The 26,195-nt window shown below is 64.1% G+C and carries 24 protein-coding genes and 1 tRNA gene; 21 read left to right on the forward strand and 4 right to left on the reverse strand.

Annotated elements, in window-relative coordinates:
• Positions 1-78: 78 nt before the first annotated feature.
• The 4 genes from O3I_RS23580 to O3I_RS23595 all read left to right on the forward strand — a co-directional run bounded on the left by O3I_RS23580 (position 79) and on the right by O3I_RS23595 (position 3,372).
• Positions 79-669 (forward strand): TetR/AcrR family transcriptional regulator, encoded by a 591-nt coding sequence (locus O3I_RS23580; RefSeq protein ID WP_014985499.1) that lies wholly within the window; start codon positions 79-81, stop codon positions 667-669.
• A gap of 171 nt (positions 670-840) precedes the next feature.
• Positions 841-1,359, forward strand: a complete 519-nt coding sequence (locus O3I_RS23585; RefSeq protein ID WP_014985500.1) for a YybH family protein — start codon at positions 841-843, stop codon at positions 1,357-1,359.
• A 409-nt stretch (positions 1,360-1,768) separates the two neighbouring features.
• A complete protein-coding gene (locus O3I_RS23590) occupies positions 1,769-2,068 on the forward strand; it encodes an alpha/beta fold hydrolase (RefSeq protein ID WP_041562803.1) in 300 nt (99 codons plus the stop codon).
• Positions 2,069-2,145: 77 nt separating this feature from the next.
• Positions 2,146-3,372, forward strand: coding sequence for an FAD-dependent monooxygenase (locus O3I_RS23595; RefSeq protein ID WP_014985502.1), 1,227 nt, complete (start codon positions 2,146-2,148; stop codon positions 3,370-3,372).
• A 58-nt stretch (positions 3,373-3,430) separates the two neighbouring features.
• Here O3I_RS23595 and O3I_RS23600 read toward each other — a convergent pair whose 3' ends face one another.
• Positions 3,431-4,156 (reverse strand): TetR/AcrR family transcriptional regulator, encoded by a 726-nt coding sequence (locus O3I_RS23600; RefSeq protein ID WP_041562804.1) that lies wholly within the window; start codon positions 4,154-4,156, stop codon positions 3,431-3,433.
• 102 nt (positions 4,157-4,258) lie between these two features.
• On the opposite strand from O3I_RS23600, the gene O3I_RS23605 reads away from it, so the two are divergent.
• The 11 genes from O3I_RS23605 to mug all read left to right on the forward strand — a co-directional run bounded on the left by O3I_RS23605 (position 4,259) and on the right by mug (position 15,346).
• Positions 4,259-5,383, forward strand: a complete 1,125-nt coding sequence (locus O3I_RS23605) for an FAD-dependent oxidoreductase (RefSeq protein ID WP_014985504.1) — start codon at positions 4,259-4,261, stop codon at positions 5,381-5,383.
• A 20-nt stretch (positions 5,384-5,403) separates the two neighbouring features.
• The gene (locus O3I_RS23610; protein ID WP_014985505.1) at positions 5,404-5,667 is read left to right on the forward strand and encodes an aldo/keto reductase; all 264 of its coding nucleotides are present in this window, start codon (positions 5,404-5,406) and stop codon (positions 5,665-5,667) included.
• Between the two features lie 107 nt (positions 5,668-5,774).
• Positions 5,775-6,299 (forward strand): metallophosphoesterase family protein, encoded by a 525-nt coding sequence (locus O3I_RS23615; RefSeq protein ID WP_014985506.1) that lies wholly within the window; start codon positions 5,775-5,777, stop codon positions 6,297-6,299.
• A 585-nt stretch (positions 6,300-6,884) separates the two neighbouring features.
• Positions 6,885-7,223, forward strand: coding sequence for an NHLP leader peptide family RiPP precursor (locus O3I_RS23620; RefSeq protein ID WP_014985507.1), 339 nt, complete (start codon positions 6,885-6,887; stop codon positions 7,221-7,223).
• A 72-nt stretch (positions 7,224-7,295) separates the two neighbouring features.
• The gene (queC, locus tag O3I_RS23625; RefSeq protein ID WP_014985508.1) at positions 7,296-8,015 is read left to right on the forward strand and encodes a 7-cyano-7-deazaguanine synthase QueC; all 720 of its coding nucleotides are present in this window, start codon (positions 7,296-7,298) and stop codon (positions 8,013-8,015) included.
• Positions 8,016-8,068: 53 nt separating this feature from the next.
• On the forward strand, positions 8,069-8,686 hold the full coding sequence (locus O3I_RS23630; protein WP_014985509.1) for a hypothetical protein: 618 nt from the start codon (positions 8,069-8,071) through the stop codon (positions 8,684-8,686).
• A gap of 4 nt (positions 8,687-8,690) precedes the next feature.
• Complete coding sequence (queE, locus tag O3I_RS23635; protein WP_014985510.1) at positions 8,691-9,332, forward strand: 7-carboxy-7-deazaguanine synthase; 642 nt, start codon at positions 8,691-8,693, stop codon at positions 9,330-9,332.
• Entirely contained in the window at positions 9,333-9,686 is a 354-nt protein-coding gene (queD, locus tag O3I_RS23640) for a 6-carboxytetrahydropterin synthase QueD (RefSeq protein ID WP_014985511.1), read from the forward strand.
• 151 nt (positions 9,687-9,837) lie between these two features.
• Positions 9,838-13,287, forward strand: coding sequence for an ABC transporter ATP-binding protein (locus O3I_RS23645; protein WP_063632268.1), 3,450 nt, complete (start codon positions 9,838-9,840; stop codon positions 13,285-13,287).
• Between the two features lie 249 nt (positions 13,288-13,536).
• Complete coding sequence (locus O3I_RS23650) at positions 13,537-14,673, forward strand: alkaline phosphatase PhoX (protein ID WP_041562805.1); 1,137 nt, start codon at positions 13,537-13,539, stop codon at positions 14,671-14,673.
• Between the two features lie 115 nt (positions 14,674-14,788).
• Positions 14,789-15,346 (forward strand): G/U mismatch-specific DNA glycosylase, encoded by a 558-nt coding sequence (gene mug / locus O3I_RS23655; RefSeq protein ID WP_014985514.1) that lies wholly within the window; start codon positions 14,789-14,791, stop codon positions 15,344-15,346.
• 178 nt (positions 15,347-15,524) lie between these two features.
• Here mug and O3I_RS23660 read toward each other — a convergent pair whose 3' ends face one another.
• Positions 15,525-15,884 (reverse strand): winged helix-turn-helix transcriptional regulator, encoded by a 360-nt coding sequence (locus O3I_RS23660; protein ID WP_014985515.1) that lies wholly within the window; start codon positions 15,882-15,884, stop codon positions 15,525-15,527.
• A 145-nt stretch (positions 15,885-16,029) separates the two neighbouring features.
• Here O3I_RS23660 and O3I_RS23665 point away from each other — a divergent pair, with 145 nt between their 5' ends.
• On the forward strand, positions 16,030-16,899 hold the full coding sequence (locus O3I_RS23665) for an NAD(P)-dependent oxidoreductase (RefSeq protein WP_014985516.1): 870 nt from the start codon (positions 16,030-16,032) through the stop codon (positions 16,897-16,899).
• 114 nt (positions 16,900-17,013) lie between these two features.
• Positions 17,014-17,098: transfer RNA gene (locus O3I_RS23670), tRNA-Leu, on the forward strand.
• Here O3I_RS23670 and O3I_RS43970 read toward each other — a convergent pair.
• On the reverse strand, positions 17,080-18,819 hold the full coding sequence (locus O3I_RS43970; RefSeq protein WP_014985517.1) for a recombinase family protein: 1,740 nt from the start codon (positions 18,817-18,819) through the stop codon (positions 17,080-17,082). The two genes, O3I_RS23670 and O3I_RS43970, sit on opposite strands and share 19 nt — an antisense overlap.
• Before the next feature lie 1,691 nt (positions 18,820-20,510).
• Here O3I_RS43970 and O3I_RS44910 point away from each other — a divergent pair.
• The 3 genes from O3I_RS44910 to O3I_RS43975 all read left to right on the forward strand — a co-directional run bounded on the left by O3I_RS44910 (position 20,511) and on the right by O3I_RS43975 (position 24,404).
• Positions 20,511-21,776: a hypothetical protein gene (locus O3I_RS44910; RefSeq protein ID WP_141692253.1), complete on the forward strand. Its 1,266-nt coding sequence runs from the start codon at positions 20,511-20,513 to the stop codon at positions 21,774-21,776.
• Complete coding sequence (locus tag O3I_RS23700; RefSeq protein WP_014985521.1) at positions 21,773-22,957, forward strand: DUF4041 domain-containing protein; 1,185 nt, start codon at positions 21,773-21,775, stop codon at positions 22,955-22,957. Before O3I_RS44910 ends, O3I_RS23700 begins: the two co-directional genes overlap by 4 nt.
• Positions 22,958-24,143: 1,186 nt before the next feature.
• On the forward strand, positions 24,144-24,404 hold the full coding sequence (locus O3I_RS43975) for an excalibur calcium-binding domain-containing protein (protein WP_237748393.1): 261 nt from the start codon (positions 24,144-24,146) through the stop codon (positions 24,402-24,404).
• A 193-nt stretch (positions 24,405-24,597) separates the two neighbouring features.
• Here O3I_RS43975 and O3I_RS23705 read toward each other — a convergent pair whose 3' ends face one another.
• On the reverse strand, positions 24,598-25,563 hold the full coding sequence (locus O3I_RS23705; protein WP_014985523.1) for a M13-type metalloendopeptidase: 966 nt from the start codon (positions 25,561-25,563) through the stop codon (positions 24,598-24,600).
• Positions 25,564-25,646: 83 nt separating this feature from the next.
• On the opposite strand from O3I_RS23705, the gene O3I_RS43980 reads away from it, so the two are divergent.
• Complete coding sequence (locus tag O3I_RS43980) at positions 25,647-26,165, forward strand: GNAT family N-acetyltransferase (protein WP_014985524.1); 519 nt, start codon at positions 25,647-25,649, stop codon at positions 26,163-26,165.
• Positions 26,166-26,195 lie beyond the last annotated feature (30 nt).

Consider the following 26,195-nt stretch of genomic DNA (forward strand, 5'->3'; position numbering starts at 1 on the left):
GGGCATGTCGTCGCCTCCTGACGCGCTTTATCCGGAGTCAGCCGTATTATGTCAGCTGTATTGAAAAGAGGGTAGGACGTGCCGAAACAGGTGGATCACGACGAACGCCGGGCGCTGATCGCCCGCGCGCTGTGGCGTGTGGTGGATGAGCACGGCATCTTCCGGCTGAGCATGCGCGAGGTCGCCCAGGCTGCGGGTATGTCGCTGGGCCAGCTACAGCACTATTTCGCCTCTCGCGAGGCGATGCTGAGTTTCGCCGTGGACTTCGCCGGCGAGCAGACCGGGCTGCGCGTGCAACAGGCCCTCGGTGCGGACCCACACCCCCGTGCGGCGCTGCGGGTGCTGTTGACCGAGATGCTTCCGCTGCACCCCGACGCCCGGGCGACCAGCCGCCTACACGCGGCATACGTGCTGGTAGCACTGCACGACCCGGCCGTTCACGCCCGCGCCCGCGAGGGCCTGCGCCAAGGGCGTGATCTCGTGGAACAGCTCGTCCGGCGCGCGATCACCGACGGCGAGATCGCCCGCGACCGCGATCCGGTCCTCGAGACCGATCGCCTGCTCGCCCTCACCGGCTTCACCTCGCTGCTCGAACTCGGAGTCGTCACGTCACAGCAGGTGCTGGCCGCCATCGATCAGCACCTGACTGAGCTGTTCGCCGACCGGTGACGAGCTTCGCCGGTGCGTGCGACGTCACCGCTGCGCCTGTTGGCGGGCAACCCGCCGCACGTCTGGATGCCACCTCACATTTGTGCGGGCTACGTCGTCGGACTACTGCAAGCGCAGAGTCGGCTGCCAAGCAGCCGTGGTCTGCCACCGAGAAGCTCGAACGGAGACAGCATGGCAGCGCAGGAAAACCAGATCAGAACGTTCCTGGCGAGCCGGACCGAGGCACAACGGTCCAAGGACATCGATCGCCTCATGTCCTGCTATTCGCCCGACATCGTCTATTACGACGCCGTCGCGCCCTTGCGGTTCGTGGGGCAGGAGGACGTGCGCCGCAACTTCGGGCGGTGGTTCGACGGGTACGTCGGGCCCATCGGTTTGGAAACGCACGATTTGACCGTCGTCGCGGCGGACGACGTAGCCTTCGCCAACATGCTCCATCTGGACTCGGGACTGCGCCGCGGCGGGATCGAGTTGCCGATCTGGGTGCGCGAGACGGTCTGCCTGCGACGGACAGACGACACCTGGGCGATAACCCACGAGCACATCTCATTGCCGGTCAACCCGGCGAACTTTCAAGTGTGGTTCGCGGCGGGCAAGGACGCGCCGGCCCGACGGGGTGGACGATCCATCTTCGGCCTGGTCACCCAGAGCGTGCTTACACGTTTCGGTTTGCGGCGCAAGGCATTCTAAGGAGTAGGCCTGTCGCGCGGCAGTGCCGAGCGCGCACTGCGTGGCCCGCCCGCGAGCCGGGCAGACCGGGCGACGGTCAGCTCGCCAGTCCCGCCACGCCCGACGCCTGGCCGGATCGGCTGCGCGACGCCGCGGAAACCCTGAGGTCGGCGGTGCCGGCGTAGCCGGATGGTGCACGCATCGCGATCGGCGCGAACATGCTGCGAGCCAAGTCATTCGGCGCGTTCGTCGACCGAACCGTCTACGTGCTGCGCGCCGGCGGCAGGGCGACGACGCGCTGAAGTCGTTTCACGACAGCATCGACATCCTCGTTCACGCCCTCGGCGCACTGCGGTCGAGAAACCGTCGGCAGACGTGGAACTGACAGAGAAATTACGCCGCCACCAGTAGAACGAAGAGCATGCGCCCCTTGATCATCCCGCACGGTGCCTGGCTGCAACCGGCCCGCTACGACGAGGTCACCGTGCGGCTGCGCCGCGACGGCGTCGATGTGACGGTGCCCGGCCTTGCGGGGCGGTCGCCCGCATATGCGGCGTCGAAAGACACGCCCTCGACCTACCTCGCAGCCACCGAGGACCGGGCGATCCCGCCTGAACTGGTCGCCCATTTCAGACGGCGTTGCGAAACCAGAGTGACCTCGACGGGCGGTCACTGTCCGTTCCTCAGCCGGCCCGCCGACGTCGTGACCGTGCTCCACGACCACCTCTGACCTTGTTTCGCCGAGCCCGACGCAGCACCGAATTTGCCCAGTATCAACGCATCGCGAGAGCAACGGGAAAGGGCAGCATGAACACGGCAATCGTAATCGGCGGCGGCATCGGCGGATTGGGCGCGGCGCTCGGCTTGGCACGCGCCGGCCGGCAGGTGACCGTGTTGGAACAAGCCGACGACTTCCGAACGGTCGGTGCGGGACTGATGCTGGCACCCAACGCGGTTCGAGCACTGAACTGGCTAGGACTGTCCGACCGGCTCCAGACGCTGGACGCAGCACAGGGAGCCACCGGTATCCGAACCGCATCCGGGCGGTGGCTGATGCAGGGGGACGTGCGCGAGGTGCGCCGCCGATTCGGCGTCTCGGAATATGCGCTGCACCAAACCGACGTGCACGCCTGGCTCGTCGACGCACTGCGGCAGACCGAGCTGTGCACCGGACATCAGGTCACGGCAGTAGATCCCAGTACCGGTACCGTGACGTTTCTGCGCCCGAACGGCGAAACCGGTTCGCGTAGCGCGGAACTCGTTGTCGCTGCGGACGGCCGCTACAGTCCGACCCGGGCGCGCCTGTTCCCCCATCATGCGGGAATGGCCTACGCGGGGTACCTCACCTGGCAGGGCGTCATACCCGCCGACGCCGCGGCCGGTATCGACACGAGCCGTGCGTTGATCGAGAGTTGGGGCCGCGGACAGCGATTCGGCATCATGGCACTCACCGGCGGGCAGGTGTCCTGGTACGCCACGCTGTCGGCCCCACCGAACGCCTACACCGAGACGGGTATCGACACGGTCGCGCGACTCTTCCGGGGCTGGCACGATCCCATCCCCCGGTTGCTCGCGGCCACGCCACCGGAATCGCTGCTACGACAAGACATCTATTCGCTGGAGGCTCCGCTGCCCACTTACGCGCGGAAACGAGTCGTCCTGCTCGGCGACGCGGCGCACGCGATCACACCCGATTTCGGACAGGGCGTGGCGCAGGCCTTGGAGGATGCCGCGACGCTCGGTAGGCTCGCTGCCCAGCTGCCCACAGCGCAATCCCTGGTGGTCGGCTATGACCTGGCACGGCGCGGACGGACGCAGCGACTGGCGCGAGCCTCAGCCGCCTGGGGGCGGATGGCGCAGTGGCGCAATCCGGTGCAGGCTGCACTCCGCAACGGTCTCGTGTGGTCGACACCGCGCTCGGTGTATCTACGCTCGATGAGCGAAATCTACTCCTGGACGCCGGAATCCACGCTCGCGGCGCAGGACGCCGCGGCATCGGACACGACGGCGACCCTGCCGAAAGCAAACAGCTGATACGCGTAATCCGTTGCGACGTTGCACCTTTCGCGTCAGCCCCGATCGGACTAGCCGGTCAACCGGCTGCGGACTCCAGACCGTTCACGAGTCGGCCGACAGCGAACTCGAAGCGTTCGTGTCCGGTGCCGGAGATCAGGTCGGCGGCATGGCGGCGGGTCAGCGGGAACTCGTCGGCGGGCAGTGCGGTGAAACGGTCCAGCAGTTCCTCGTGGCTGAGCACCCATTCCTGATCCTGGTGCCGGCGCCGTTGCTGGACCAGCGACTGCCCGAGGGCATAGGCGCTGACGTAGAGGGACAGCGCGTCGCGGGCCCATGCGGCCGTCCTCGGCTCGACGCCACCGGTGAGCAGGATCGCCAGGATCCCTTCGCCGACCCGCAGCGTTTCCAGATGGGTCGGGACCGTGGCCAGCGCGGCACGGGAGATGCCGGGGTATTTCAGGTACAGGTCGCGGATCTGGGTGTAGACCGCGCGCAGCTGCGCGCGCCATTCGACCGGATCCGGTTCGGGCAGCACGACTTCGGCGTAGAGCCGGCCGATCAGCAGATCGTCGATGTCGTCCTTGTTGACGATGTGGGCGTACAGCGACGACGGACCGGTACCCAGCACCGCGGCGACCCGGCGGATGGTCAGGGCGTCGTAGCCCTCGGTGGCGACGACCTCCAAGGCGGCCTCGGTGATCCGTTCGGCAGTGATCGGCGTCTTGCGGCGTGCCGACGCGGCCACCCTCGTTGCGGGTTGGGCGTGGCGGACGACACGGCGTTGGCGGGGATCGGCGGGCATGGCGCCCACTGTAGCTTGACACGAACTTAGTTCGTCAAATAGAACTTAGATCGTCATAACGAACTAAGTTCGTCCAGGGTAGTTTTTTCGTGGAGGTGAGTGATGCGAGTTTCCATCGCCGGAGCGGGTCTGGGAGGTCTGGCTCTCGCGCAGGGCCTGCGCGGCGCCGGGATCCCGGCCGAGGTGTTCGAGCGCGATCCGGGCATCGTCGCACGCTTCCAGGGCTACCGGCTCGTGCTGAACGAGATCGGTTTCCAGTCCGTGCGCGACTGCCTGCCGGCCCGCTGGCATCCGCTGCTCGACGAGATCGTCATGCCCGCCTCCGCCGCGCAGCTGATCCTGGACCCGCAGCTCAACGAGATCGGCAGACTCGGTGCGGGCCGGACCGGCATCGTGGTCGACCGGCAGGTGCTGCGACACCTATTGCTGACCGGCCTCACCGTGCACACCGATGCCGCGCTGACCGGCTATGCCGAACTCGCCGACGGCAGTGTCCGAGCCGAGTTCGCGCACCGCGCCCCGGCCACCGCCGACCTGCTCGTCGGCGCGGACGGCGTCACCTCCGCGGTCCGCCGGGTGTTGTCGCCGCAGACCACCCCGATCGACACCGGCGTCCGATTCGTCATCGGCCGCACCCCGCTGACCGACGAATTCGCCGTTCTGTCCAAGGCTTACGGCTCGAAGATCAGTGGCGACGGCGTCAGCCTGCTGCTCGGCGCGATGCGCTGGCGCACCCCGCCGAAGCAGGCGGCCGAGCGACTGGCCCCCGAAGTCACGCTGCCCGACATCGGCGACTACGTGCGCTGGGCCATGATCCTGCCGCCGAACAGCTCGCCGGCGGATGCCACCGCGCAGGACGCGGTGCTGTCCAGGATGCCGGGTTGGCACCCAGAGCTGCGCGCGCTGATCGAGCAGGCCGACCCCGACAACACCACCCTGCTGTCCATCCGGGTGGTCGAGCCCGGTGCGCGCTGGGCGTCCGGACCGGTCACGCTGCTCGGCGACGCGATCCACGCCACCTCGCCGACCGGCGGCAACGGCGCGAACACCGCGCTGCGCGATGCCGACCTCCTGCGCCGCTGCCTGATCGAGGCCGAGGAAGGTCGCCGGGATCTGCTCGGCGCTGTCGGCGACTACGAGCGGCAGATGTTCGAGTACGGCACCGAAGCGGTGCGCACCAGTCTCGAGCGACTGCCCGCGTTCGCCCCCGCAGCCAGCCTGTCCTGAGGCGGCACATCTGTGGCCGATTGCCGGGCAGCGCAGCCGCGGCGCGGTGCTACTACTGCACCCGCGAACGCATCCCGTTCATGCCCTGGTGGCCGGTGATGAACGGTGCGCTCGCACAGCCCGGCGGTGTCGTCGCCGAAATCGCCGAGCACACCGGATCGTCGCCCACACAGGTCGCACTCGCCTGGCTGCTCGCCCGTTCGGACATGCTCTCCCCTATCCCCGGTACCTCCTCGATCGCGCACCTCGAGGAGAACGTCGCGGCGGCCGCGCTACGCACCTGACCATGACCGACGGGACACGCAACGAGGGACGTCGTCCGCTCGATGGCACCACGCCGTGATCGACGGTTCCTCGGTCCGGCACGTCTCCGAGTGATACACCGGACGCCATGCGGTTGCTCATCATCTCCGACACGCACGTCCCCAAGCGCGCCCGTGATCTGCCGGACCTCATCTGGCGCGAGGTGGCCGCAGCCGATGTGGTCGTGCATGCCGGCGACTGGACCGAGGTCGCGTTGCTGGATCGACTCGAGGCGCGCTGCCGGCGCCTGATCGGCGTATACGGCAACAACGACGGCGCACAGCTGCAAGCCAGGCTGCCCTTGGTCGCCCGTGCCGAGTTGGCCGGGCTGCGACTGGCGGTCGTGCACGAGACCGGGCCCGCGAAGGGGCGCGAGCAGCGCTGCGCGCGGGACTTCCCGGACACCGATCTGCTGGTATTCGGGCACAGCCACATTCCGTGGGACAGCGTCACCCCGACCGGATGCCGACTGCTCAACCCTGGTTCACCAACGGACCGCCGCAGACAACCGCAGCACACCTACCTGACCGCACACATCCACGCCGGCCGATTGAATTCGGTTGTCCTGCACCCCGTCACGAACAGCTCAGATTGTCACGTCAATGGCGGATGAGGCGGCGGGAGCGCCATGGTCCCGCCGCCCGCAGCGGCACTTGCATTCGCCCGGCTTCAGATAGCTCCCGACCCCGTGCGGGACTCGCCGCAGGCATCGTTGCTGACGTTCTCCAGCGGATCGGTCGGGCAATGACGCTGCGAGGGCCACGCGCTGCGACAGGGTCAGCCGTTGCCCGCGCCCCGACCACCGCAGGAAACACACTCTTTACCGCCAGAAATTTCATTTGACCACCAGTCAACCAAGCGGCTACCGTTGGTGTCATCCGCTCGCGCCCCGATTCGGCGTTCAGCGTTGACCGACAGGAGGTTTCGCCGTGGTGCACACCAATCTCGGCCGCCCCGCCCGATCGCCGGTCACCGAGGACATGATCGGTCTGCGCACGAATGCGCCAGAGCCGCAACGGGATATCACTCGAACCGAGCGCCGCGCGCATTCCCTCCCCGGTCGCTGACAACGCTCGGCAATCGCGCACTGACGAGAACGAAGGGTGGTGGTGCCGGCCCGAGGACGCAGGCAGTGGCGACGACAGATATTCACAACGCTGCGTATGAAATCCATATAGAGAAGTGAGGACGAACCGCAATGACACATTCGACGGTATTCAACCGCACCGAGCTGGAACAGACAATCATCGCGCGAGCTCAGCGGGATACGGAATTCAAACAACGGTTGATCGCCGATCCGCAGGGCACTGTCCTGAACGAGCTCGGAATCGCCCAGCTCCCCGACAGCCCGCGATGGCGTGTGGTGGAGGAAAGCGAAGAGGTGCTGTACCTGGTTCTGCCATTACGGCGCGAGCGTATTCAAGTGATCGTCAACAATGCCGAGCCGCTGACCGACGGGGAGCTGACGGATCTTCGTGTCGCAGGGATGAACGCGATGCTGAAGTGCGATCCGGGTGGCCATTCCGACGCAGACTGATCCGGCCGGGTTGGCCGGGCGTCGCCCGGCCAACCCGTTGATTTTCACCAGAATGGAAAGGTCCGGGCAACTATGGCCATGACCGACACCCGTGTGGTCGTTCCCCTTTCCGGTGGGCTGGATTCTGCCGTAGCAGCTGCCCTCGCCGTGGCGGCGGGAGCAGAAGTTATTGCGATTTCCTATCGTTATGGCCAGCGTAACCAACGGGAACTGGAGGCAGCGGACGTCGTCGCACGCAAGCTCGGCGTCGGCCAGCATTATGTGATCGACGTAGCGCTGTCTTCCTGGGGCGGCTCACGGCTCTTCGCCGGCACCGAAGATTCGGCGTCGAGCTACTACGTTCCGGGGCGTAACAGCGTTTTCGCTGCGATTGCGCTCTCGCTGGCCGAATCACGTGGGGCCGACGCGATCCACCTGGGATTCACGGCCGCGGATCGCCGATACCCGGATGCCACCGCGGAATATCTCACCGTCCTTCGGTCGCTGGCCGCCCTCACCACCGCGAATGCGGGCCGTCCCGGCGGCATCGCGATCGACGCTCCGCTCATCGCGATGGACAAGCTCACCATCGTGCGAAAGGCAATCGAACTCCAGGTTCCCGTAGCTGAGACCTGGTCCTGTTACGCCGGCGGAGTCGATCCGTGTGGTTGTTGCGACGCATGCCGAATCCGAGATCTATCTCTTATCCGCGCAGGAGTCCCCGAACTGGCGACCGGGCCGGGACGTGCGGCGTACGACGACGGGGCCGAGCGCGCCACCGAGAATCTCTGGCGATTTCTTTTGCGTGACTGAGTCATGGTCACTCGCACCTGTACACGAATAGGCAGAGAAAGGGTCACAAGGCAATGCAACTCGCCTACGACTCGGGCATCATCAACATGCTGCCCGAATTCGATGAAGCCAAAGAACTGATCGCCAAGGGGGAGGATCGTTTATTGGAGCTGGGGGACGTCATATGCCGCCATCGGCTGCACGAGGATGCAGGTCTGTGTCTGCTGCATCGTCATTTCGATCTCGCCGATGACGAGCGCCTGGTCGGCACGTATGAACAGGACGATTACGTCGTCCGGGTGAGTCGCCGTCCGGCCTGGTCGGGCGTCGTACCGTCGGTGTGGCGAGTGGAGTCCCTCGGCAGTGAATCCGGTTGGGGCTATCGCCCCCTGGAATTCGCCGACACCTCAGGGGCGGGCGCCAAGCTCGGATGGCGGGCAGCGCGAACCATGGCGAACCCTGAATTCCTTCGAGAGATGGCGCAGAAGCTGTGCTCCCTCGAACTGAACGGCATTGTCGGCGTTGCCATCCTGGACCGCCTGCCCGGCGACCTGCGATCGGACGAGATCGTGTACGAGACGAGCAGCCAACGTGGACTGGTCTCGACCCGAAGTCAGATCGGCAGGGACTCCATCTCTCGCGACAACGTGACCGTGACCCTCTGGGCATTTCAAGCCGAACCCGTGGCCTGATCTCATGTCCTATCAAATAAAAGAGATCTTCTACACCCTCCAGGGCGAAGGCGGGCAGGCCGGTCGGCCCGCGGTCTTCTGCCGCTTCTCCGGCTGCAATCTGTGGAGCGGGCGCGAATCGGGACGGGCCCGGGCGGTGTGCAGCTTCTGCGACACCGATTTCGTCGGAACCGATGGCACAGGTGGCGGAACCTTCCGCGACACCGCTTCCCTGACCGAAGCGGTCCGCGCGGCATGGAAGGGCGAAGTCCATGCCCGGGCGGTGCCGATGGTGGTGTGCACCGGCGGCGAACCGCTGCTTCAACTCGATCAGCAACTGGTGGATTCCTTCCACGCCGCCGGTTTCTATGTCGCGGTGGAGACCAATGGAACACGGCCTGCCCCGGCTGGATTGGACTGGATATGCGTCAGCCCCAAGGCGGGAACGACACTCACGATCACCGAAGGTGACGAACTCAAGCTGGTGTACCCGCAGCCGGAGGCGCCCCCGGCTCGGTTCGAGAATCTCGGCTTCCGGAAGCTACGTCTCCAACCCATGGACGGGCCGGACCTGGTGGCGAACACACGTTCGGCCATCGAATACTGCCTGAACTATCCGCAATGGCAGCTCAGCGTGCAGAGCCACAAATACCTGGGAATCAGATAAATGGATATATTCCGCGAATTCTCCTTCGAGGCGGCACATCGACTGCCCGCCGTTCCCGACGGTCACAAATGCGGCCGGCTCCACGGTCACTCCTATCGTGTAGAGGTTCAGGTCACCGGCGAGGTCGGGGCAGAAACCGGATGGGTCATCGATTTCGCAAGGATCAAGGACGCGTTTGCCGGAGTGCACGACCAACTCGATCATCACTACCTGAACGAGGTGCCCGGACTGGAGAACCCGACGAGTGAGGTTCTCGCACAATGGATCTGGGCTCGTCTCTATGACAAAATCCCCCTGTCGGCGGTAACCGTTCGCGAGACCTGCACCTCAGGCTGTGTCTACCGGGGCCACTGAACCGCACTGATACCAATTCATCGTTCATTTGCTCTGGAGGTGAAACCGGTGGGCCATACCCGCTACTCACTACCGTTCCGGACGATTCTCCCCCGGTTCACTGCTGTCGACCGTGTCGCCGTCTCCTGACAGGCGGTCGTCTGCGCACTGGATGCGGCGACTGGCCCGGTATGGCCGCTACTGCCCAGGCCATGCGGCGCTGGCCATCGGCGCCGCCATCGGGGGGCTGATCGTATCCGCCGCAATTCCTATGGTTGAGCGGTCTTTCATGGATGAAGTCGTGATCGGCGGACACTCTTCCGTGCTGTTGACCTCGGCGCTGATCGGCGGAACAGTCGTCGCATTCGGCTGCACGGCGCTGCGTCAGTGGGCTACCGCCAAGGCGGCGCTGGCAATCCAGTTCCACCTGCGGATGGAGCTGTTCGCCGCACTTCCGCGGATCGGCGGGCGGTGGAAATCCGGCGATGTACTCACCCGAGCCAGCTCGGATTTCACCGCGATCAACAGCATGATCATGCTGATCCCACTTGTGGTGGGTAATGCGTTCTACCTACTGGTCGCCAGCGTTTTCATGATAATGATGTCCTGGCAGCTGAGTCTGCTCATGGCCGTCGTCGTTCCGCTGTGGACATTGCGCGTGCACCGCAGTCGTCGGCAACTGGATGCTGCCACCACAAACGTCCAGCAGACCACGTCCGGCCTTGTGCACATCGCCGATCAAACCATCGACCGCATTCTGCTGGTCAAGGTATTCGGCCGAGAGCGCCGTGAGATCGCCGGTTTTTCGACGGCGGCCGAGGACGCATTGCGCGCTCAATCGGATCTCATTCGCCTGCAAGCCCGGCTGACACCGGCCCTGGACGTGCTGACCGGTGTAGCGCGAGTCGGTGTCATCGCCGTGGGCGGCCTGTTCGCCCTTCGCGGCCATCTGACGATCGGTACCTATTTGGCTTTCTGCACCTACCTCGAACAAACCTCCGCACCTGTGCGCGTCTTCACCACCCTGCTCAGTACCGGGCGTCGGACGCGGACCAGCACTGTTCGGGTGTTCGAATTGCTGGATACTCCCGCTGAAGTGGCCGAAAAATCAGACGCCCCGCTGCCGCCCGAAGGCGCCGCCGCAGTGGAATTCCGATCTGTCTGCAGCGGTGCGACGCTGCGTGATTTCACGCTCGGACTGCACGCCGGGGAGATGGTGGCCGTGGTGGGTGCCCGCCCCGAACTCGCGGCGCAATTGCACGGCCTTCTTTCCCGCTACCGCGAGTGCGACAGCGGTGCGCTCCGGATCGGCGACTGCGATGTCCGTGACCTGGCCCTCGACCCGCTGCGCGGCGCGATCGGGCTCGTCGACACGGACCCGGTGCTCTTCAGCGGCAGCGTGCGAGAAAACATCCGGCTGGGCCGGGAGTCGGTAACCGAGGACAAGTTGCACCGGGCTGTGTCCGCGGCCGGTGTCCTGAGCATGGTCCAGGATCTACCCGCCGGCCTCGACAGCGAGGTAGGCGAACATGGCCGGCTGCTTTCCGGTGGTCAACGGCAACGTGTCGCGCTCGCCCGTGCGCTGGTCGCCCCACCGCCCGTCCTGGTCCTGGACGATCCGGTCTCGGCCGTGGATCCCATTCACGAGAAGTGGATACTTTCCCGACTGCGCGAGGAAGTACGTGGCAGCACAACGATATTGGTCACCAACCGGCGGACGGCCGTACTGGCTGCCGACCGTATTGCGGTCGTCGCGGCGGGCCGGGTGGTGGATACCGGCACCCACGACGAACTGACCGCCAGATGCGCGGTATATCGCCACCTTGTGCAGGACTCCGCAGCGGCGGAATCGGATGACGACGGAACCCTGTATCCGATCCGGGCATCTGGACCGCCTGCGTCGGGCGAGCGCGCGGATCGGGCGGAGAGCGGGCCGGGGCCGAGCGAAGGCCTGATCAGGCGATTACGAGGTCCGCTGCTGATCGGGCTCCTGTTGATCGCACTCTGCACAGGTCTCGATTTGTTGCTGCCCTTGGTGGTCGGCCGCAGCATAGACGCGGGTATCCGCGCAGATTCGCTGACGGCGATACTTTTCGCCGCGCTCGCCGGACTTGCCATTGTGCTGGCCCGCTGGGCCGCCTCTGTACAGCAGATACGCAGCACTCGGAGTACTGGCGCGCGTGCCGCGAAGGATCTGCGAATCCGGACCTTCACCCGGCTGCAACGCCTGGGTCTCGACTATTTCGATCGCCAATCGAACGGCAGCATCTTGACTTTGCTCACGGCGGACGTGGACGCGGTGGTCGGCTTCCTGCAAAACGGTCTGGCCATCGCCGTCGTGCAGGTGGTGTCCCTCGTCAGTGTGGCCGTCGTACTTCTCGTGTTGGATAGCGAGTTGTTCGCTATGACACTGGTCTTTGTTCCGGTCTTCGCCGCGGCGACCTTGGTCTTTCGCCGGGTTTCCGATGTCGCCTACGAAACTACCCGTGCTCGTCTCGGCATCATCAACGCCCAACTTCGAGAATCCCTGGCGGGGGTGCGCGTCTTGCAGTCGTGTGGCGGATGGTCCGCCGCACAGGCCCGCTACCGCGAACTCTGCATCGACTACAGAACGGCACAGCAGCATGCCCAGAACTGCGCTGCGGCCTATTTTCCGATGGTAGTACTGTGCAAAAACGGCACCGCAACCGCGATAATGATAGCCGGCGCGGCGGCGGTGCACTCCGGCCGGATTTCAGTCGGTGATCTGGCGGCGTTTCTCTTGTATATTTATCTGCTCTTCTCCCCCTTACAGCAACTATCGCAGACGTACGACAGTTATCGACAGGCAGCTATCGGCGTACGCAGGCTACGGCAGCTGGATAAAATACCCGTCTTGCCCGCGGACACACCCGACTCGATTCCTACGCCACCGCTCCGCGGGGAGATAATTCTGGACAAGGTGAGTTTCCGATATCCCGGCACGGACCGTGATGCATTGACCGAGATCTCGCTACGAGTTCCCGCAGGCCGATCGCTTGCGCTCGTCGGTATGAGCGGTGCCGGGAAGTCGACGCTCGCCAAGCTGATCGCCCGGCTGCACGATCCGACCTCCGGCGTCATAGAAATAGATGGTCAGGACATCAAGCGGTTCACCGTCTCCACTTACCGGCAACGTGTCGGCTTGGTCCCGCAAGAACCCCGGCTGACCTCCGGCACGGTCAAGGACGCTATCCGTTACGGAGCCCCGCTCGCGCAGGACAGTCAGGTGGAGTTCGCCGCGCGGACGGTCGGCGCCGACACTTCGATCAATCGGCTATCCGAGGGGTACGACCATCCGGTGGACGGCGCCGAGAGTGCGCTGACCGCCGCCGATCGACGCCTCATCGCACTTGCTCGCGCGGAATTGGCCGACCCGGACATCCTCCTTCTCGACGAGCCCGCCGACGCTGTTCCGAACAAGAGCAGAGCGACCCGGCGCAGGCGAACCACCGTGCTCATCGTTCACGAACTGGCCGCGGCTGCACGGGCCGATCAGATCGTCGTCCTCCATCAGGGCCGTTTGGCGGAATTCGGCAGGCACGTCGAGTTACTCGCACGCAACGGCCATTACGCCGAACTATGGAAGAACTACACCGCCTAGGCAACTGTCTCTCATAGGCAGCTACGACCTCCGCTGGGCAGGTTCCGGTGTGGGGTGCGTGCTCAGAAGCAGTGCCGGGGGTAGAGCCGTCGGGTGTTCGAACGGCAACTGGGGATGCGAAAAAGGTTGCGGGCCAGCATAATCGTGGACGACCTGGTCAACCGTGCATGGATCGTCACGGCGCCGTGGATTCGTGGGTGACCGCACTTGCCGGCCCCTGCCGGGCCGCGTTCGCGTTGGAGGACGGTCGTGCGTCGTCGTAATTTTCTGCGGGTGGGTGTGGTCGGTGGATCCGCCGCCGCGTTCGGTGGGGCGTCATGGCTCGCGGCGTTCAGCGCCGGCGCCGAGGCCGGGCAGTCCCCGTACGGGCCGTTGGCGAAGCGGCCGGACGTCAACGGCGTGTTCCTGCCGAAGGGTTTCACGAGCCGGATCGTCGCCCGGTCGGGCAGGCAGGTGGCGTCGTCGAACTACACCTGGCATGCCGCGCCGGACGGCGGCGCCTGTTTCGCCGACGGCACAGGCTGGATCTACGTGTCCAACAGCGAGATCGACACCACCGGAGGCGCCGGTGCGATCAAGTTCGCGGCGGACGGCTCGATCGCCGGCGCGCACCGCACGCTGTCCGGGACCGACCGCAACTGCGCAGGCGGTGCGACGCCGTGGCACACCTGGTTGTCCTGCGAAGAGGTCGAACGCGGCGCGGTGTTCGAAACCGACCCCTGGGGTGTCAAGCCCGCGGTGCGCAGGCCAGAGATGGGATTGTTCACCCACGAGGCGTGCGCCGTCGACCCGGAACGCCGAGTCGTGTACATGACCGAGGATCGCTCCGACGGCCGGTTCTATCGTTTCGTTCCCACCGCCTGGCCCGACCTCGCCGCGGGCAGACTCGAGGTGCTCGTCGACAACGACGGAACCGTGAGCTGGCGGGAAATACCGGATCGATCGGGAGCGTCCACGCCGACTCGACGACAGGTACCCGAGTCGAAGCCGTTCAACGGCGGCGAGGGTTGCCACTACGCAGACGGCACATGCTGGTTCACCACCAAGGGCGACAACAGAGTCTGGGCGTATGACGCTGCGCGCAACCAGCTTTCGATCATCTACGAACCCGGCGGCGGCGCGCCGCTGTCGGGGGTGGACAACGTGACCGGCGCGGCCAACGGCGACCTGTTCGTCGCCGAAGACGGTGGCGATATGCAGATCTGCATCATTTCCGACGGCGTGGTCGCCCCGTTCCTGCAGGTGGATCGATCCAGCCGGTCCGAGATCACCGGTCCGGCCTTCAACCCGCCGGGCAACCGCCTCTATTTCTCCTCCCAACGCGGCACCCGCGGCTCGAACAGCGACGGCATCACCTACGAGGTGACCGGGCCGTTCCGGCGCTGACACACCCGCTGGTCGGCACCATCCGCGCCGGTTCGACCGGACGACGCGCGACCGCGTTCGGTATCTCGGCGAGCCCCGCGGTAAGCGGTCGGCCGGCACCCGGCAGACTGACCGAATGGGTTCCTCAGCACGGCCGTCGCCCGCGGATCTGGCCGCGGCGCAGGACCGGACTATTCCTGATCTGATCGGGCCCGGCCTGCGCGTGCTGTTCTGCGGAATCAATCCCGGCCTGTGGTCCGGGGCCACCGGACACCACTTCGCTCGTCCAGGAAATCGGTTCTGGCCCGCCCTGCACCGGTCCGGCTTTACCCCGCGCCTGATGCAACCGGGCGAACAGCGAGAACTACTCGACCTGGGCCTGGGCATCACGAACGTGGCCGCACGCACGACCGCCAAGGCCGAGCAGCTGACCGCCGACGAACTGCGCGCCGGCGGACGCGCCCTGGTCGAAAGGGTCGAGCAGTATCAACCCCGAGTACTGGCCGTACTCGGTATCGGCGCCTACCGCACGGCCTTCGGCCGTCCGCGCACCACCGTCGGGCCCCAACCGGAACGGATCGGGGAAACCGAATTGTGGGTGCTGCCCAACCCCAGTGGGCTCAACGCCCACTACACCCTCGATGCCCTCGCCGCGGAATTCCGTACGTTGCGCGAGGCGGTCGAAAACGGTTGACCTGAGCCGCAACAAGATTCCGATCGACCGCCCGCAGTGCCGTCGACGTCGGAAACTTCCACCCCGCGGCGCTCGATCACCTTCAACGCTTCACTCAGTCAGGTCGAGCGCGCACTGCGGGTTCGCCTGCGGCGCAGTCGGTTCCAGGCTTGGTTTCGCACGCGGGCCCCGCTGCCGTTCAAGCACCCACCGGGTGCACACGCTCCGCACCGATCCGATCGATCCGCCGCTTGCCCCATTCGCCGAGCGGCTCGAGTGCGCGGTTGAGCGCGACACCGAGTTCCGTGAGCTGATATTCGACGCGCGGCGGCACTTCGCGATAGACCTCGCGGTGCACGATCCCGTCCTGCTCCAACTCGCGCAACTGTTGGATCAGCATCTTCTCCGAGACGCCGGGCAGTCCGCGGCGCAGCTCCCCGAAGCGCCGGACGCCGTGGTTCTCCAGCTCCCAGAGAATCAGCGATTTCCATTTGCCGCCGATCACGTCCATCGCGGCGTCGATGCCACAGAAGTATGGCCCCGATCTCTTCTCGCCCATCGCCCGACCTCGCTACCTGTTCACATACCCAGTGGTAAGTACCCGACAAAATAGTAGGTACTTGTCGCTATCGCAGGCAACGAGCAGCCTTGGATTCAGCGCGCTGACCACTCAGATCACGAATTTCCAAGGAGTTGACCCCGCAATGGCGGAATCCACGAACACCACAGTGACGGTCCTCGGTCTCGGCGCGATGGGCCAAGCCCTTGCCGCGACCGTGCTAAAGGGCGGCAAGCAGGCCGTGGTGTGGAATCGCACCCCCGGCAAGGACGCCGACCTCACCGCCGCAGGCGCCATCAGCGCCGCCACGGTCGCCGAAGCACTCGATGGGGGCGGCCCGATCATCGCCGTCCTGTTCGACCACGCCTCCGTACACGAAACCCTCGACCCCGTCGCCGAAAAGCTACGCGGCAGACAACTCGTCAACCTGACCAGCACCGCCCCCAACGAGGCCCGCGAACTCGCCGCCTGGTCCGCCGAACACGGCATCGACTACCTCGACGGCGGCATCATGGCCGTGCCCCCGATGATCGGCCACCCCGGCGCGTCCATCCTCTACAGCGGCTCCCGCACCGTCTACGACGAGAACCTCCCAACCCTCCAATTGTTCGCCACCGCAGAATATTTCGGCGACGACGCCGGCCTCGCCTCCACCTACGACTTCGCCCTGCTCTCCGGCATGTACACCATGTTCGGCGGCTTCCTGCACGGCGCCGCCATGATGCGTTCCGTCGGCGTCCCCGCCACCGACTTCGCCGAACGCGCCATGCGCTGGGTGAGCGCCATGACCCAATCCCTGCCCGCATTCGGCGCCCTCATCGACGCCGGCAACTACGCCGACCCCACCCAAACCATCTCCTTCCACAAAGCCGCCATCGACGCCATCACCCGCGCAACCCGCGACGCCGGCGTCACCACCGACTTCATCGCCCCCCTCAAAACCCTCATCGACCGCCAAGTAGCCGACGGCAACGGCGACGCCGACCTAGCCCGCACCGTCGAAGAACTCCACTGACCCACCCGCCCAGGGGCCGCCACCCCGCCGGCCCCCAAATCCCGCCTAAAACGCGAGGTAGAACCGCGATTTGGTCCACGCGCCCACATCCGATAATCTTCTTGAGCACCACCGGTCCGGGTGGCGGAATGGCAGACGCGCTAGCTTGAGGTGCTAGTGCCCTTTATCGGGCGTGGGGGTTCAAGTCCCCCTCCGGACACACGTGTTAACCACCGGGATGCCGGCACTGACGACAGCAAGCTGTTGGCGGTGCCGGTATCTTATTTCCAGCTGCAGGGCTTCGTAGAGGGCTGCTTGGTCTTCAGGTGCACCAGCTGACAGCACCGCTCTGATATCGCCCAGCGAGTCGATGAGCTTCTCCAACTCCTTGGCAGTCATCTGCCGGATGGCCGGGATCGCGTCCATCTCGGCCTGGGCTATCGCCCGTTCGGCTTGCGCCTGGTTCATCGGTTCGATCAGCGCCTGCACATCGACACCGGCTTCGATCGCGTTCTGATAACGATGCAGCTTCGTCTCCGCGGCAGCGAGGCGCTGCCGGAGCAGTTGTCGCCGAAGGTCGCCGTCTGCATCTTTCTGGGCGGCGAGGAGTGTTTCGATTGTCTGCGCGCGGTGGTGTTGATCGAAAACGGTTGCGATCCAGTTGTTGACCGGAACGATGAGCCGTGACTCGGCGAGATTCACCGTCTTGGGGTGGTCCGCCAACGCGGGGCTGCTGGGTGCGAGAGTGCTTGCCCTGCACCGGTACCAGACCATGTTGTCCTTCGTCCCGCCCTCCATCTTGCGATCGCAGTCATCGCAGCGGATTCGACTGCGGAAGCGATACAGGTGACGACCGGACGTCCTGGTTCGATCGAGCTTGGCCCGCTGCTGCATGCTCCCGCCTCCGCGCGCTCGGCGCGCGAGTTGTACCTGTGTGTAGGTCTCGACGCTGACGATCGCAGGGTGAGCCGGTCGGCGAGACCGAACCACACGATCCTTGCTCGACTTGCGGAACCGGACGACCTTCCCGGCCGCCACGTCATCGCGGTCGAGCAGTTCCTCGTGCTTGGTCCATCGACCGAAGAATGCGTATCCCGTGTAGCGCGGGTTCTCCAGAATCGCGCGCACGGTACTGGCCTGCCAGCCATCGCCCGAGCGGTGGCTGTTCTGATGAGGAGTGTGCGCCGACGGGCACAGAACGCCGTCGTGGTTCAACCCGACCGCGATCGCTCGGTCACCGCGCCCGGCCAGGTACTCAGCGAAGATCCGTCGCACGATCCGGGCAGCGAACTCATCGATAGCGAGGATACGAAGCTTCAGTCCTTGAGCCGCCCGGCCCGGATTCGGGTGTGGCGGACCATCGATCACGACATACCCATATGGTGCCCGACCGCCCTGGTGGCGTCCTTCGTTCGCTACTTGAGCATCCATCGCGGCCCGCGTGCGCTTCTGAACATGCTGGCGCTCGGACTCACTCATCCCGCCGAGCATGCTCATCAGCATGTTGTGTGAGGGGTTCTGAGAGTCGTAGCGGCCGCCGAGTTCCGGGATCCAGAGATCGACACCGTAGGAGTCGAGCCGCGGCGCGATCATGCTGAACTGCGCACCGAACCAGCATCGGGTGCCTTCGCCGACGACGATGCCCGACCAGCCGCGGTTCGGATTGCGCAGCGCGGCGAGGAGTCGCGCAGCCTCGGTGCGGCGATCCCATGGGACAGACCGGGATTGGCCGATGTCGAAGTAGGACTCGACGATCGTGCCGACGGTGAACCGGTCGGCGTTGTTGTACTGCCAGGCGTAGCTGGACTCCGGGTCCTGATTGTCCTCGGTGGAGCAGCGCCCGTAGAAGGCGAGCTGTTGGCCCACATCGGACTCCGGGGTGGCGACCTCGATGCCGAGCAGTTCATCGAGTACTGCCCATTCGTCGGTGTCGCTCAGCATCGATTCCTCCCTTGGCAAGCTGCTGGTTTGAGCGAGAGTGCTGGGAATGGAGCGTGGAGGTCGTGATTGTGCCCAGGCCACTGGCGATCACGGCCGAAGGCGGCGACGCGATGGTGCGGCGTTACGCCAGGATGTCGGAGCGAGCTCCCAGGCGCGTCCGCACGCTCGTTCGAGGATATCGGACGTCGTGTGGTTATCGAGGACTGACCTCGGTGGTGGTCGATGTTCTCGGTTGACCGGTTCGGTGGACGGGACAGCCGTCGAGGATCCGTCGACCGCTGGTGCACAACAGGTTTGGCATCGCTCGCGACTTCGGGACGCTTTTCCGCGCAACGCAGAATGAGTCGTAGAAGTGCCTTCGCCGCGGTCGGATTCAGTTCAGGCGGATCCGCCGGACAGACGACGTCGACCTTACGGTGGTTGCTGCCATCGGAACCGTGCCGGTCGGAGCGTTCGCGACGCGTCATGCCGAGTGCCGACCGGACTGGCGTTGGTTCGCTCGCGCGTTCGTGGCGTGTAGGAGAGGGTTTTCGTGCAGAGGCATGGCGGACTACTTCTCACCGTCGCCCGCTTCTCCCTCCACCATGAAACCTGATCTTCGGCGTTCGCGCCACAGCCGAAAAGTTCGTATCCCGGTATCGACTAGTGGTCTGCGGCGAAATTCGAGGCCACGTCGAGCTTGCGGCCAATCTGTGTCCCAACTGACGAGAGCTCTTGAAGATCCAGATCTGGTACCAGCACCGCCAACAGCTTGCTGTGGTCAGTGCCCGTATTCCGGTGGTTAACAGTGTGCCCGTAGGGGGACACCGCGCTAAACATACGAATTGACCTGCGGAAATGCTGACCATCACGATAGATGCGGCAATTTGATCCGTTCGGTCAACGTGTCAGGCCCAGCCAGCGCAGTTGAAGGTGTGACCCGGAACGAAGCCTGCTTAAATACGACTCTCGCGTTCTGTGAGGCCCCTGGGGGGCCGAGTTCTATGCACCGCAAACCGAATACTTGAGCTTCTGAGATTGTCTGGTGTCAGGCACTTGATCAACGGAACTTTCACCGCCAAAAACAGACAACCGCCATGGAGGTCGCCGCGCTGCCCTACCGTTCTGGCCCGGTATCCATCCTGCATCCGCCGATACCGCGCACAACTGCACACTCGGGTATGGGCGGAGCGGACTCGTAATCCAGGCCTGTCGTAACCGTCACGGAGCAAGTGATCAGCTCGTGCCTCCGCTGGGTGTCCGTCCGCAGGTTGCCTGGGCGGCCGAAGAAAAGATCTGCGCGAACGCCGTCGTGTACTCGTTCGGTTTGGCGAGCTGCTGGGCTCGTCCCCATTCAGTCATCGCCGCTACTCCTCGGTGCTTACAGAATCGCGATAGGACCCCGAGCGGGTTGGTCTCGGTAGTCAACGCGGAACAGCGGAAGCTGTTGCCATGCAATGATGTTCGATCCCCTCGGCCCGGAGGTGCGGCGCGCTGAGCGGGCAAATCGACCTCCGGAAACAGAGCGGCACTCACGGCCTATCTGCTCCGGCGGAACGTCTCCGTAATCACGTTGGCGGTGACGGCCGTGACCTGTCGACTGTTCGACGGACAGACAGAGCCTGCCTGCGTTGAGACACTCGATTGCGCTGGCCCATTCCATGTGCGAACCGCCGGCTACCTCCGAGTCGTACGAGAGGGATCCAACTGAGATGTCCCGGCGTAGAGGATTTTTCGCCGAACTACAGCATCAGCAGCGACTCGCGCAGCAACGGGAGGAGCAGCGTCAGCGCGCTGCCGTGCGCGCACACAATACGGCTGTCCGCGAGGCCCAGCGGTTCGCTAGGGAGCAGCAGAGATTTGCGGCAGCCGCAATGCGCGCAACATCCGCGGAACGTGCCGCCGCGGAGAAGGCGGCCAAGGCCGCTCACATTGCTGCCCGCGAAGCGGAAGTCACTGAGATGAATGCTCAGCTGGCCATGGCGTATGACGATATCGACGGCCTCCTCGAAGCGACGCTGGATGTCGACGACTGGGTCGATCTGGAGTCGCTCCGCAAACGCGCCGAAGACCTTCCCTTCGATCGCCCCGATCTGCTCGCATCCTCCCTGCCGCCGCAGTACCACGGATTTGGTTTACGTCCGGTCTTCGTGCCGCCCACACCGCCGACAGGTCTCAGTGGAGCCCTGGGTGGGAATCGCAAGCATGCGGCTCGAGTGGAGGCGGCTCGACAGGAGTACTTCGGATCGGTGAGCGCGTGGGAGCAAAGTCTGCTTCATGTGCTGGCGCTGAATGCTGAACTTCGCGCCGGCTGGCGTCAGCGTGAACAGCAACGCACGGCAGCGTTGAGAGAAGCTCAGGAACGGCACCAGCGAGCGAATTCTGAGCTGCACCGAAGAACTGCGGACTCGAACGCGAATCTGGACAAGCTCATCGCAGGTCTACGATCACGTCATGCTGACGCCATGGACGAATACGTCGGCATCGTGTTGGCCAACTCGATCTACCCGGAAGTCTTCCAAGTGGCGTACGAGCACACCTTCAACTCCGACGATCGAGAGCTCCACATCACCGTCCTGGCTCCTCATCCCGACTCGGTACCCATTACGAAAGCGTTCCGCTACAACAAGACCAGTGACGAGATCACCGCGACAAACCTTCCGGCTGCCGAAGCGAAACGCCGCTACGCATCCGCTCTCGCCCAGACAGCCCTGCGGACGGCGCACGAGGTGTTCGAGGCCGATAGAGAAGAGATCATCGATAGCGTCGCGCTGACGGTTGCGGTCGACAGCGTCGACAGCGCAACCGGACATGACACCCGCATCGACCTCATACGCCTGGCGACCGACCGAGCGCAATTTCTCGCCATCCACCTTGCCCGTGTCGAGCCAGCAGAAACGCTGGCGCACTTGGCCTCTGCCATATCGAAGAACCCCTACGGGTTGGTGCCGCTGGCGAACCAGGGAGTCCGTGGATGACCGACCCACAATCCGTCATCGTTGGGTTGCGGAAGATGCTTGTCGTGAAAGAGCGAGAGTCCGCCGATCTACAGGACAAGGTCCGCGAGCTAAGTGAGCAGCTCCGGACATTCGAGACTTCGGCCGTGCCTCAGGCGTTGACCGATCCTCGGGTCATATCCGTTGATGACGCACTAGTACTCCAGGAGGTCGGAATCTATGAGTATCACCATCCTTTGGAGAACGCTGATCGCTACAAGCAAGCGCTGGCTGAGCTCCGAGGTGCTGTGCGTGATGCGGTCAGGATGAGCGAGGCCATCGTTATCGCGAAGAAGTTCAGCTTCAACAACTCCCTTGCCGAAGGTCGACGCCTGACCGCTGATCTGTCCAAGCTCATGTTGCGGGCGTACAACTCCGAAGCGGAAAACTGCGTCCGGACCATCCGGGCCGGAAACCTCGACACCGCCAGGCGGCGACTGGATAAGGCTGCCAAAGACATCGAGAAGTTCGGTGCAGCAATGCAAATGCGCATGGCGCCGGAATACCACGCCCTTCGAATCCGAGAGCTCGAACTCACCGCCGACTACATGATGAAGCTGCAGGATGAGCGAGAGGCCGCGCGCGAGGAACGAGAACGCCTGCGCGAGCAGCGCAAGGTCGAACAAGAGCTCGCCGCAGAACGGGAACGGCTCGACAAGGAGAAGTCGCACTATCAGGCGGTCTTCGAGCGGCTCACAGCCTCAGGGCAAGACACGCGGGATATCGCGGCTCAGCTGAGCCGAATCGCCGAGGCGATCGCGCACAACGACTTCCGAGCCGCGAACATACGTGCCGGCTACGTCTACGTGATTTCCAACATCGGAGCATTCGGCCCCAACGTTGTCAAGATCGGGCTGACGCGCCGACTCGAACCGCTAGACAGAGTTCGTGAACTCGGCGGCGCCTCGGTGCCGTTCCCCTTCGACGTACACGCCGTGTACTTCTCCGACGATGCCGTTTCCCTGGAGAACGAGTTGCACAGGGAGTTCGGTGCACGCCGTCTCAACCATGCGAACCTCAGGCGCGAGTTCTTCTTCGCCACCCCTGATGAAGTGCGCCAAACGTTGGCGAAGAAGGTCGGAAATCTATTGGATTACAACGCCTTACCGGAGGCCACGCAGTACTTCCAATCGAAGAAGTATTGGCCGGCAAGTACACGATGAGGCGGTGGCGGCCGTTCCGATCCGCGAGTTCCGGGATGCGCGCTTCGTGGAAGCGCTGAAAGTTATCGACAGTCAGCTCTACAGAGACACCGATACGACTAGGGGGTGATCAGGCGGCCGAGACCGAGGGAGCCGCTGTCCGGGTCGACCATCTGGCTGTCTCAGCTTGATGTCCGCGTGTCCGGGGTTTAGTCCGCCCTGGGCTGTGTTCGTTTCCGCGCCGGGCTATGGGCACCACGCAAGAGCCCGATGCCGCGTGGAGACCGCAGTGTGCGGGGTGTAGCACTGGGTAGTTTATCGACCGCCATCGTGCTCACCAGGTCTGCCCCTCCCTCAGCGCGTGCAGGAGCGTCCATTCGGCGACCTAACGCTTCCCAGGTCTGCATCTGTATACGACCGCATCACCTGTACCGCACACCACGAAAGTCGCCTGCTGGCCGATCAATACATCCTCCGCGGGGTGCGCGGCTCGAAAGACTTCCTGCCACAAGACAGCACCAAATACATAGTCCGTTCGTCTCGTCGGATCTGAAGCTAACCCACGAGGCCGTCTGGACAGCACGTGGCTGTCGCCGGCGACGAGCAGGTGCAAGTGGCCGGCCACGGTGTGGCGTTGTGGCTTTGCCGAAACGGCGGGGTATCCCAAGCGGCATCTCGTGGTGATCTAGCGGCTCAGGAGACCGTATCCCCGCGTGTGCGGGGCCAACTTCGTGAGAAATTCGATCACTCCGCAACCACTCGGACTATCCCTGCGTGGGCTGGGAGAATGGTGTCGCGAAGCACGCTTTACGCGTGCACTGTATCTTACGCAACTCTCCGAGAAGACTACACATTCTCAGACGAAAACAAACGGCACGCATTCTAGGCACAGCGTGGCAACGTCAGGATCCAGCCAGCAACATCACCCGGCCCTCCTTTCCCATGGCTGAGAAGGAGTTCGAAGGTGATGATGCGCAAGTCAGTATAGTAACGACCGTGTGGACCGCAGGCCGGTTACGCACAGCCTCTAAATCCGCTGCGATGGAAAAGAGGAGAAGATGCGCGGAGGTCGCTGAGCTGCACCTCCGCGCATCTTCGCATATGTCAGTGGATTTTTACTTGGTTCTTGCCCTACATCCGGATGATTGCTAAGGAATTCATGAAGCTCCAAATGTTTGTCACCAGTGTCAGCGTCGCTGGGCTGTTCATGTTGGCGTCGCAGGTAAGCCACGCTGGACCCGTTCCGAGTGGATCAGCTGGCACCGGGTCTTCTGTCATCGACGCCGGATCCGCTGCGACAGGGTCGGCTGGGCTCTCCCAGACCGGCTCCGTAGGCGGTGCCTATGCCGACTGCGACCAGGCACGGGTCGCCGGACATGCCCCGATCTTCACTGGTGAGCCAGGGTACAGTCCCAAACTTGACGGTGAGGACGGTATCATTGACGGGTTCGCTTGCCCTACTGTCTAAAAGGCCTGCTTCAGTGCTCGCAGGGCGAATGAACTAAGACATTGCCTTCCAGGCCCGCTCACCGAACACGAGTATCTTCGAGAAGCCTCGATCTCTTTCAGGCGGCTGCTCTGCCGGGCAGCCGCCTGATTGTTTTATTCCTGATACCTTCAGACGACCCAGCAGATTCGCCCCTTCGAGCCGTCGCCGCATTTCAGAAAGCGGCACGTTGATCGAGAGCCAGGAACATCCTGTCGGTCTCGATGACGCCGAATGCGGTGTAGTACTCGGCTATGTTGCGGACCACTTGATTGGCGCGGAACTCCTTTGGAGAATGCGGGTCTTTGGCAAGCAGCATTTCTTTATACTCGCTCGTTGTTCGTTCTCTCCACATCCTTGCCCAGGACATGAACACCGTCTTGATATCGGGTTCCTTTCCTTCGCGCTGGGCGGCGGCACGGTACGCGGCGACTGCGATCTGCAGTCCGCGCAGGTCGGCGAGGTTCTCACCGACGGTGAGCTCCCCGTTGATGTGCTGGCTCGGGTCCAGGCCCTCGGGCACCAGGGCGTTGTACTGATCGATGAGCTGTTTACTCTTGGCGTCGAACTTCGCCCGGTCCTCCGGCGTCCACCAGTCGCGCCGGTTGCCGTCGCCGTCGTATTTCGAGCCCTGATCGTCGAATCCGTGACCGATCTCGTGACCGATCGTCGCGCCCACCGCACCGAAATTGACCGCCGACTGCGCGTCCTTGTCGAAGAACGGCGGCTGCAGATAAGCGGCGGGGAACACGATCTGGTTCGAGGTCGCCTGGTAGTAGGCGTTCACCGTCTGCGGCGACATGCCCCACTCGGTCTTGTCGACCGGCCCGCCGAGCCGGGCGAACGCGCGCTTGCTCTCGAAAGTGTTGATGGCGAGCAGTGATTCGATCAGCTTGCCCTTGGTGATCTTCAGCTGCGAGTAATCCACCCACTTGTCCGGATAACCGATCTTGGGATCGATCTTGTCCAGCTTCGCCAGCGACGCCTTCCTGGTCTCCGGCGACATCCACGAGGAGTTGGTGAAATTGTCCCGGTACGCGGCGATCACGTCGTCGAGCATTTCCTTCGCGCGCTGCTTCGCCTCCGGCGGAAAGTGCTTGTCCACATACACTTTGTCGAACTCGGTTCGGACCCCGCGCACGCGCCCGAGGGTTCCGGATTGACCTCGCCGCGACCCCTGTCCTTCGCCGGCTGAGGTGCTCCCCGTGCAGGAATGAGGTCCTCGTGTTCAGTGGTGATTTCTCAGTTGGCCCCCGAGCTGAGATTCACAAGATCGCCGCAGGCGAGTGGCAGATCCTGCGAGAGGTGAAGTTGCGCGCGTTGCAGGAATCACCGGATGTATTCGAGGAACGCCTCGCCGACGTAGTCACCTGGGACGCCGCACGTTGGGTACGACACGCGAGTCCGGCACGGAACGAGTTCAAGCAAGTTCTGGTCGTGAGTGTGGATTCCCGTCACGAGGGAATGATCTATGTTGCCACCGATAAACTCTCTTCGGCAACAGGATACTTAGGATCACTGTGGGTCTCCCCCTACATTAGAGGGTGCAGCATAGGCAGAGAGCTGCTCAACGCAGCCCTTACACAGATTGTTCATTGGGATCTGGACCGAGCACGCCTGTGCGTGGCGGAACAGGACGTCGGCGCGATTTCGCTGTACCTGCGCGCAGGGTTCACCAAAACAGGAGTATCGAAATCTTTGCCGTCCGGTATTACCGTTCTCGAAATGCATCGTACGCTGTGACCAGTACAGTCGTGGATAGTTCGCCTACCC

This window comes from Nocardia brasiliensis ATCC 700358 (assembly GCF_000250675.2).
GTDB classification, from domain to species: domain Bacteria; phylum Actinomycetota; class Actinomycetes; order Mycobacteriales; family Mycobacteriaceae; genus Nocardia; species Nocardia brasiliensis_B.

Bases quoted from the DNA above. Each gene is read 5' to 3' on its own strand.
- O3I_RS23665 (WP_014985516.1), top strand. From the start codon at position 16,030: ATGGCGGAATCCACGAACACCACAGTGACGGTCCTCGGTCTCGGCGCG.
- O3I_RS23630 (WP_014985509.1), top strand. From the start codon at position 8,069: ATGCAACTCGCCTACGACTCGGGCATCATCAACATGCTGCCCGAATTC.
- O3I_RS23660 (WP_014985515.1), bottom strand. From the start codon at position 15,884: ATGGGCGAGAAGAGATCGGGGCCATACTTCTGTGGCATCGACGCCGCG.
- O3I_RS23615 (WP_014985506.1), top strand. From the start codon at position 5,775: ATGCGGTTGCTCATCATCTCCGACACGCACGTCCCCAAGCGCGCCCGT.
- O3I_RS23585 (WP_014985500.1), top strand. From the start codon at position 841: ATGGCAGCGCAGGAAAACCAGATCAGAACGTTCCTGGCGAGCCGGACC.
- queD (WP_014985511.1), top strand. From the start codon at position 9,333: ATGGATATATTCCGCGAATTCTCCTTCGAGGCGGCACATCGACTGCCC.
- O3I_RS23620 (WP_014985507.1), top strand. From the start codon at position 6,885: ATGACACATTCGACGGTATTCAACCGCACCGAGCTGGAACAGACAATC.
- O3I_RS23600 (WP_041562804.1), bottom strand. From the start codon at position 4,156: ATGCCCGCCGATCCCCGCCAACGCCGTGTCGTCCGCCACGCCCAACCC.
- queC (WP_014985508.1), top strand. From the start codon at position 7,296: ATGGCCATGACCGACACCCGTGTGGTCGTTCCCCTTTCCGGTGGGCTG.
- O3I_RS43975 (WP_237748393.1), top strand. From the start codon at position 24,144: ATGTTGGCGTCGCAGGTAAGCCACGCTGGACCCGTTCCGAGTGGATCA.
- O3I_RS23645 (WP_063632268.1), top strand. From the start codon at position 9,838: ATGCGGCGACTGGCCCGGTATGGCCGCTACTGCCCAGGCCATGCGGCG.
- O3I_RS44910 (WP_141692253.1), top strand. From the start codon at position 20,511: ATGTCCCGGCGTAGAGGATTTTTCGCCGAACTACAGCATCAGCAGCGA.
- mug (WP_014985514.1), top strand. From the start codon at position 14,789: ATGGGTTCCTCAGCACGGCCGTCGCCCGCGGATCTGGCCGCGGCGCAG.
- O3I_RS43970 (WP_014985517.1), bottom strand. From the start codon at position 18,819: ATGCTGAGCGACACCGACGAATGGGCAGTACTCGATGAACTGCTCGGC.
- O3I_RS23605 (WP_014985504.1), top strand. From the start codon at position 4,259: ATGCGAGTTTCCATCGCCGGAGCGGGTCTGGGAGGTCTGGCTCTCGCG.
- O3I_RS23595 (WP_014985502.1), top strand. From the start codon at position 2,146: ATGAACACGGCAATCGTAATCGGCGGCGGCATCGGCGGATTGGGCGCG.
- queE (WP_014985510.1), top strand. From the start codon at position 8,691: ATGTCCTATCAAATAAAAGAGATCTTCTACACCCTCCAGGGCGAAGGC.
- O3I_RS23700 (WP_014985521.1), top strand. From the start codon at position 21,773: ATGACCGACCCACAATCCGTCATCGTTGGGTTGCGGAAGATGCTTGTC.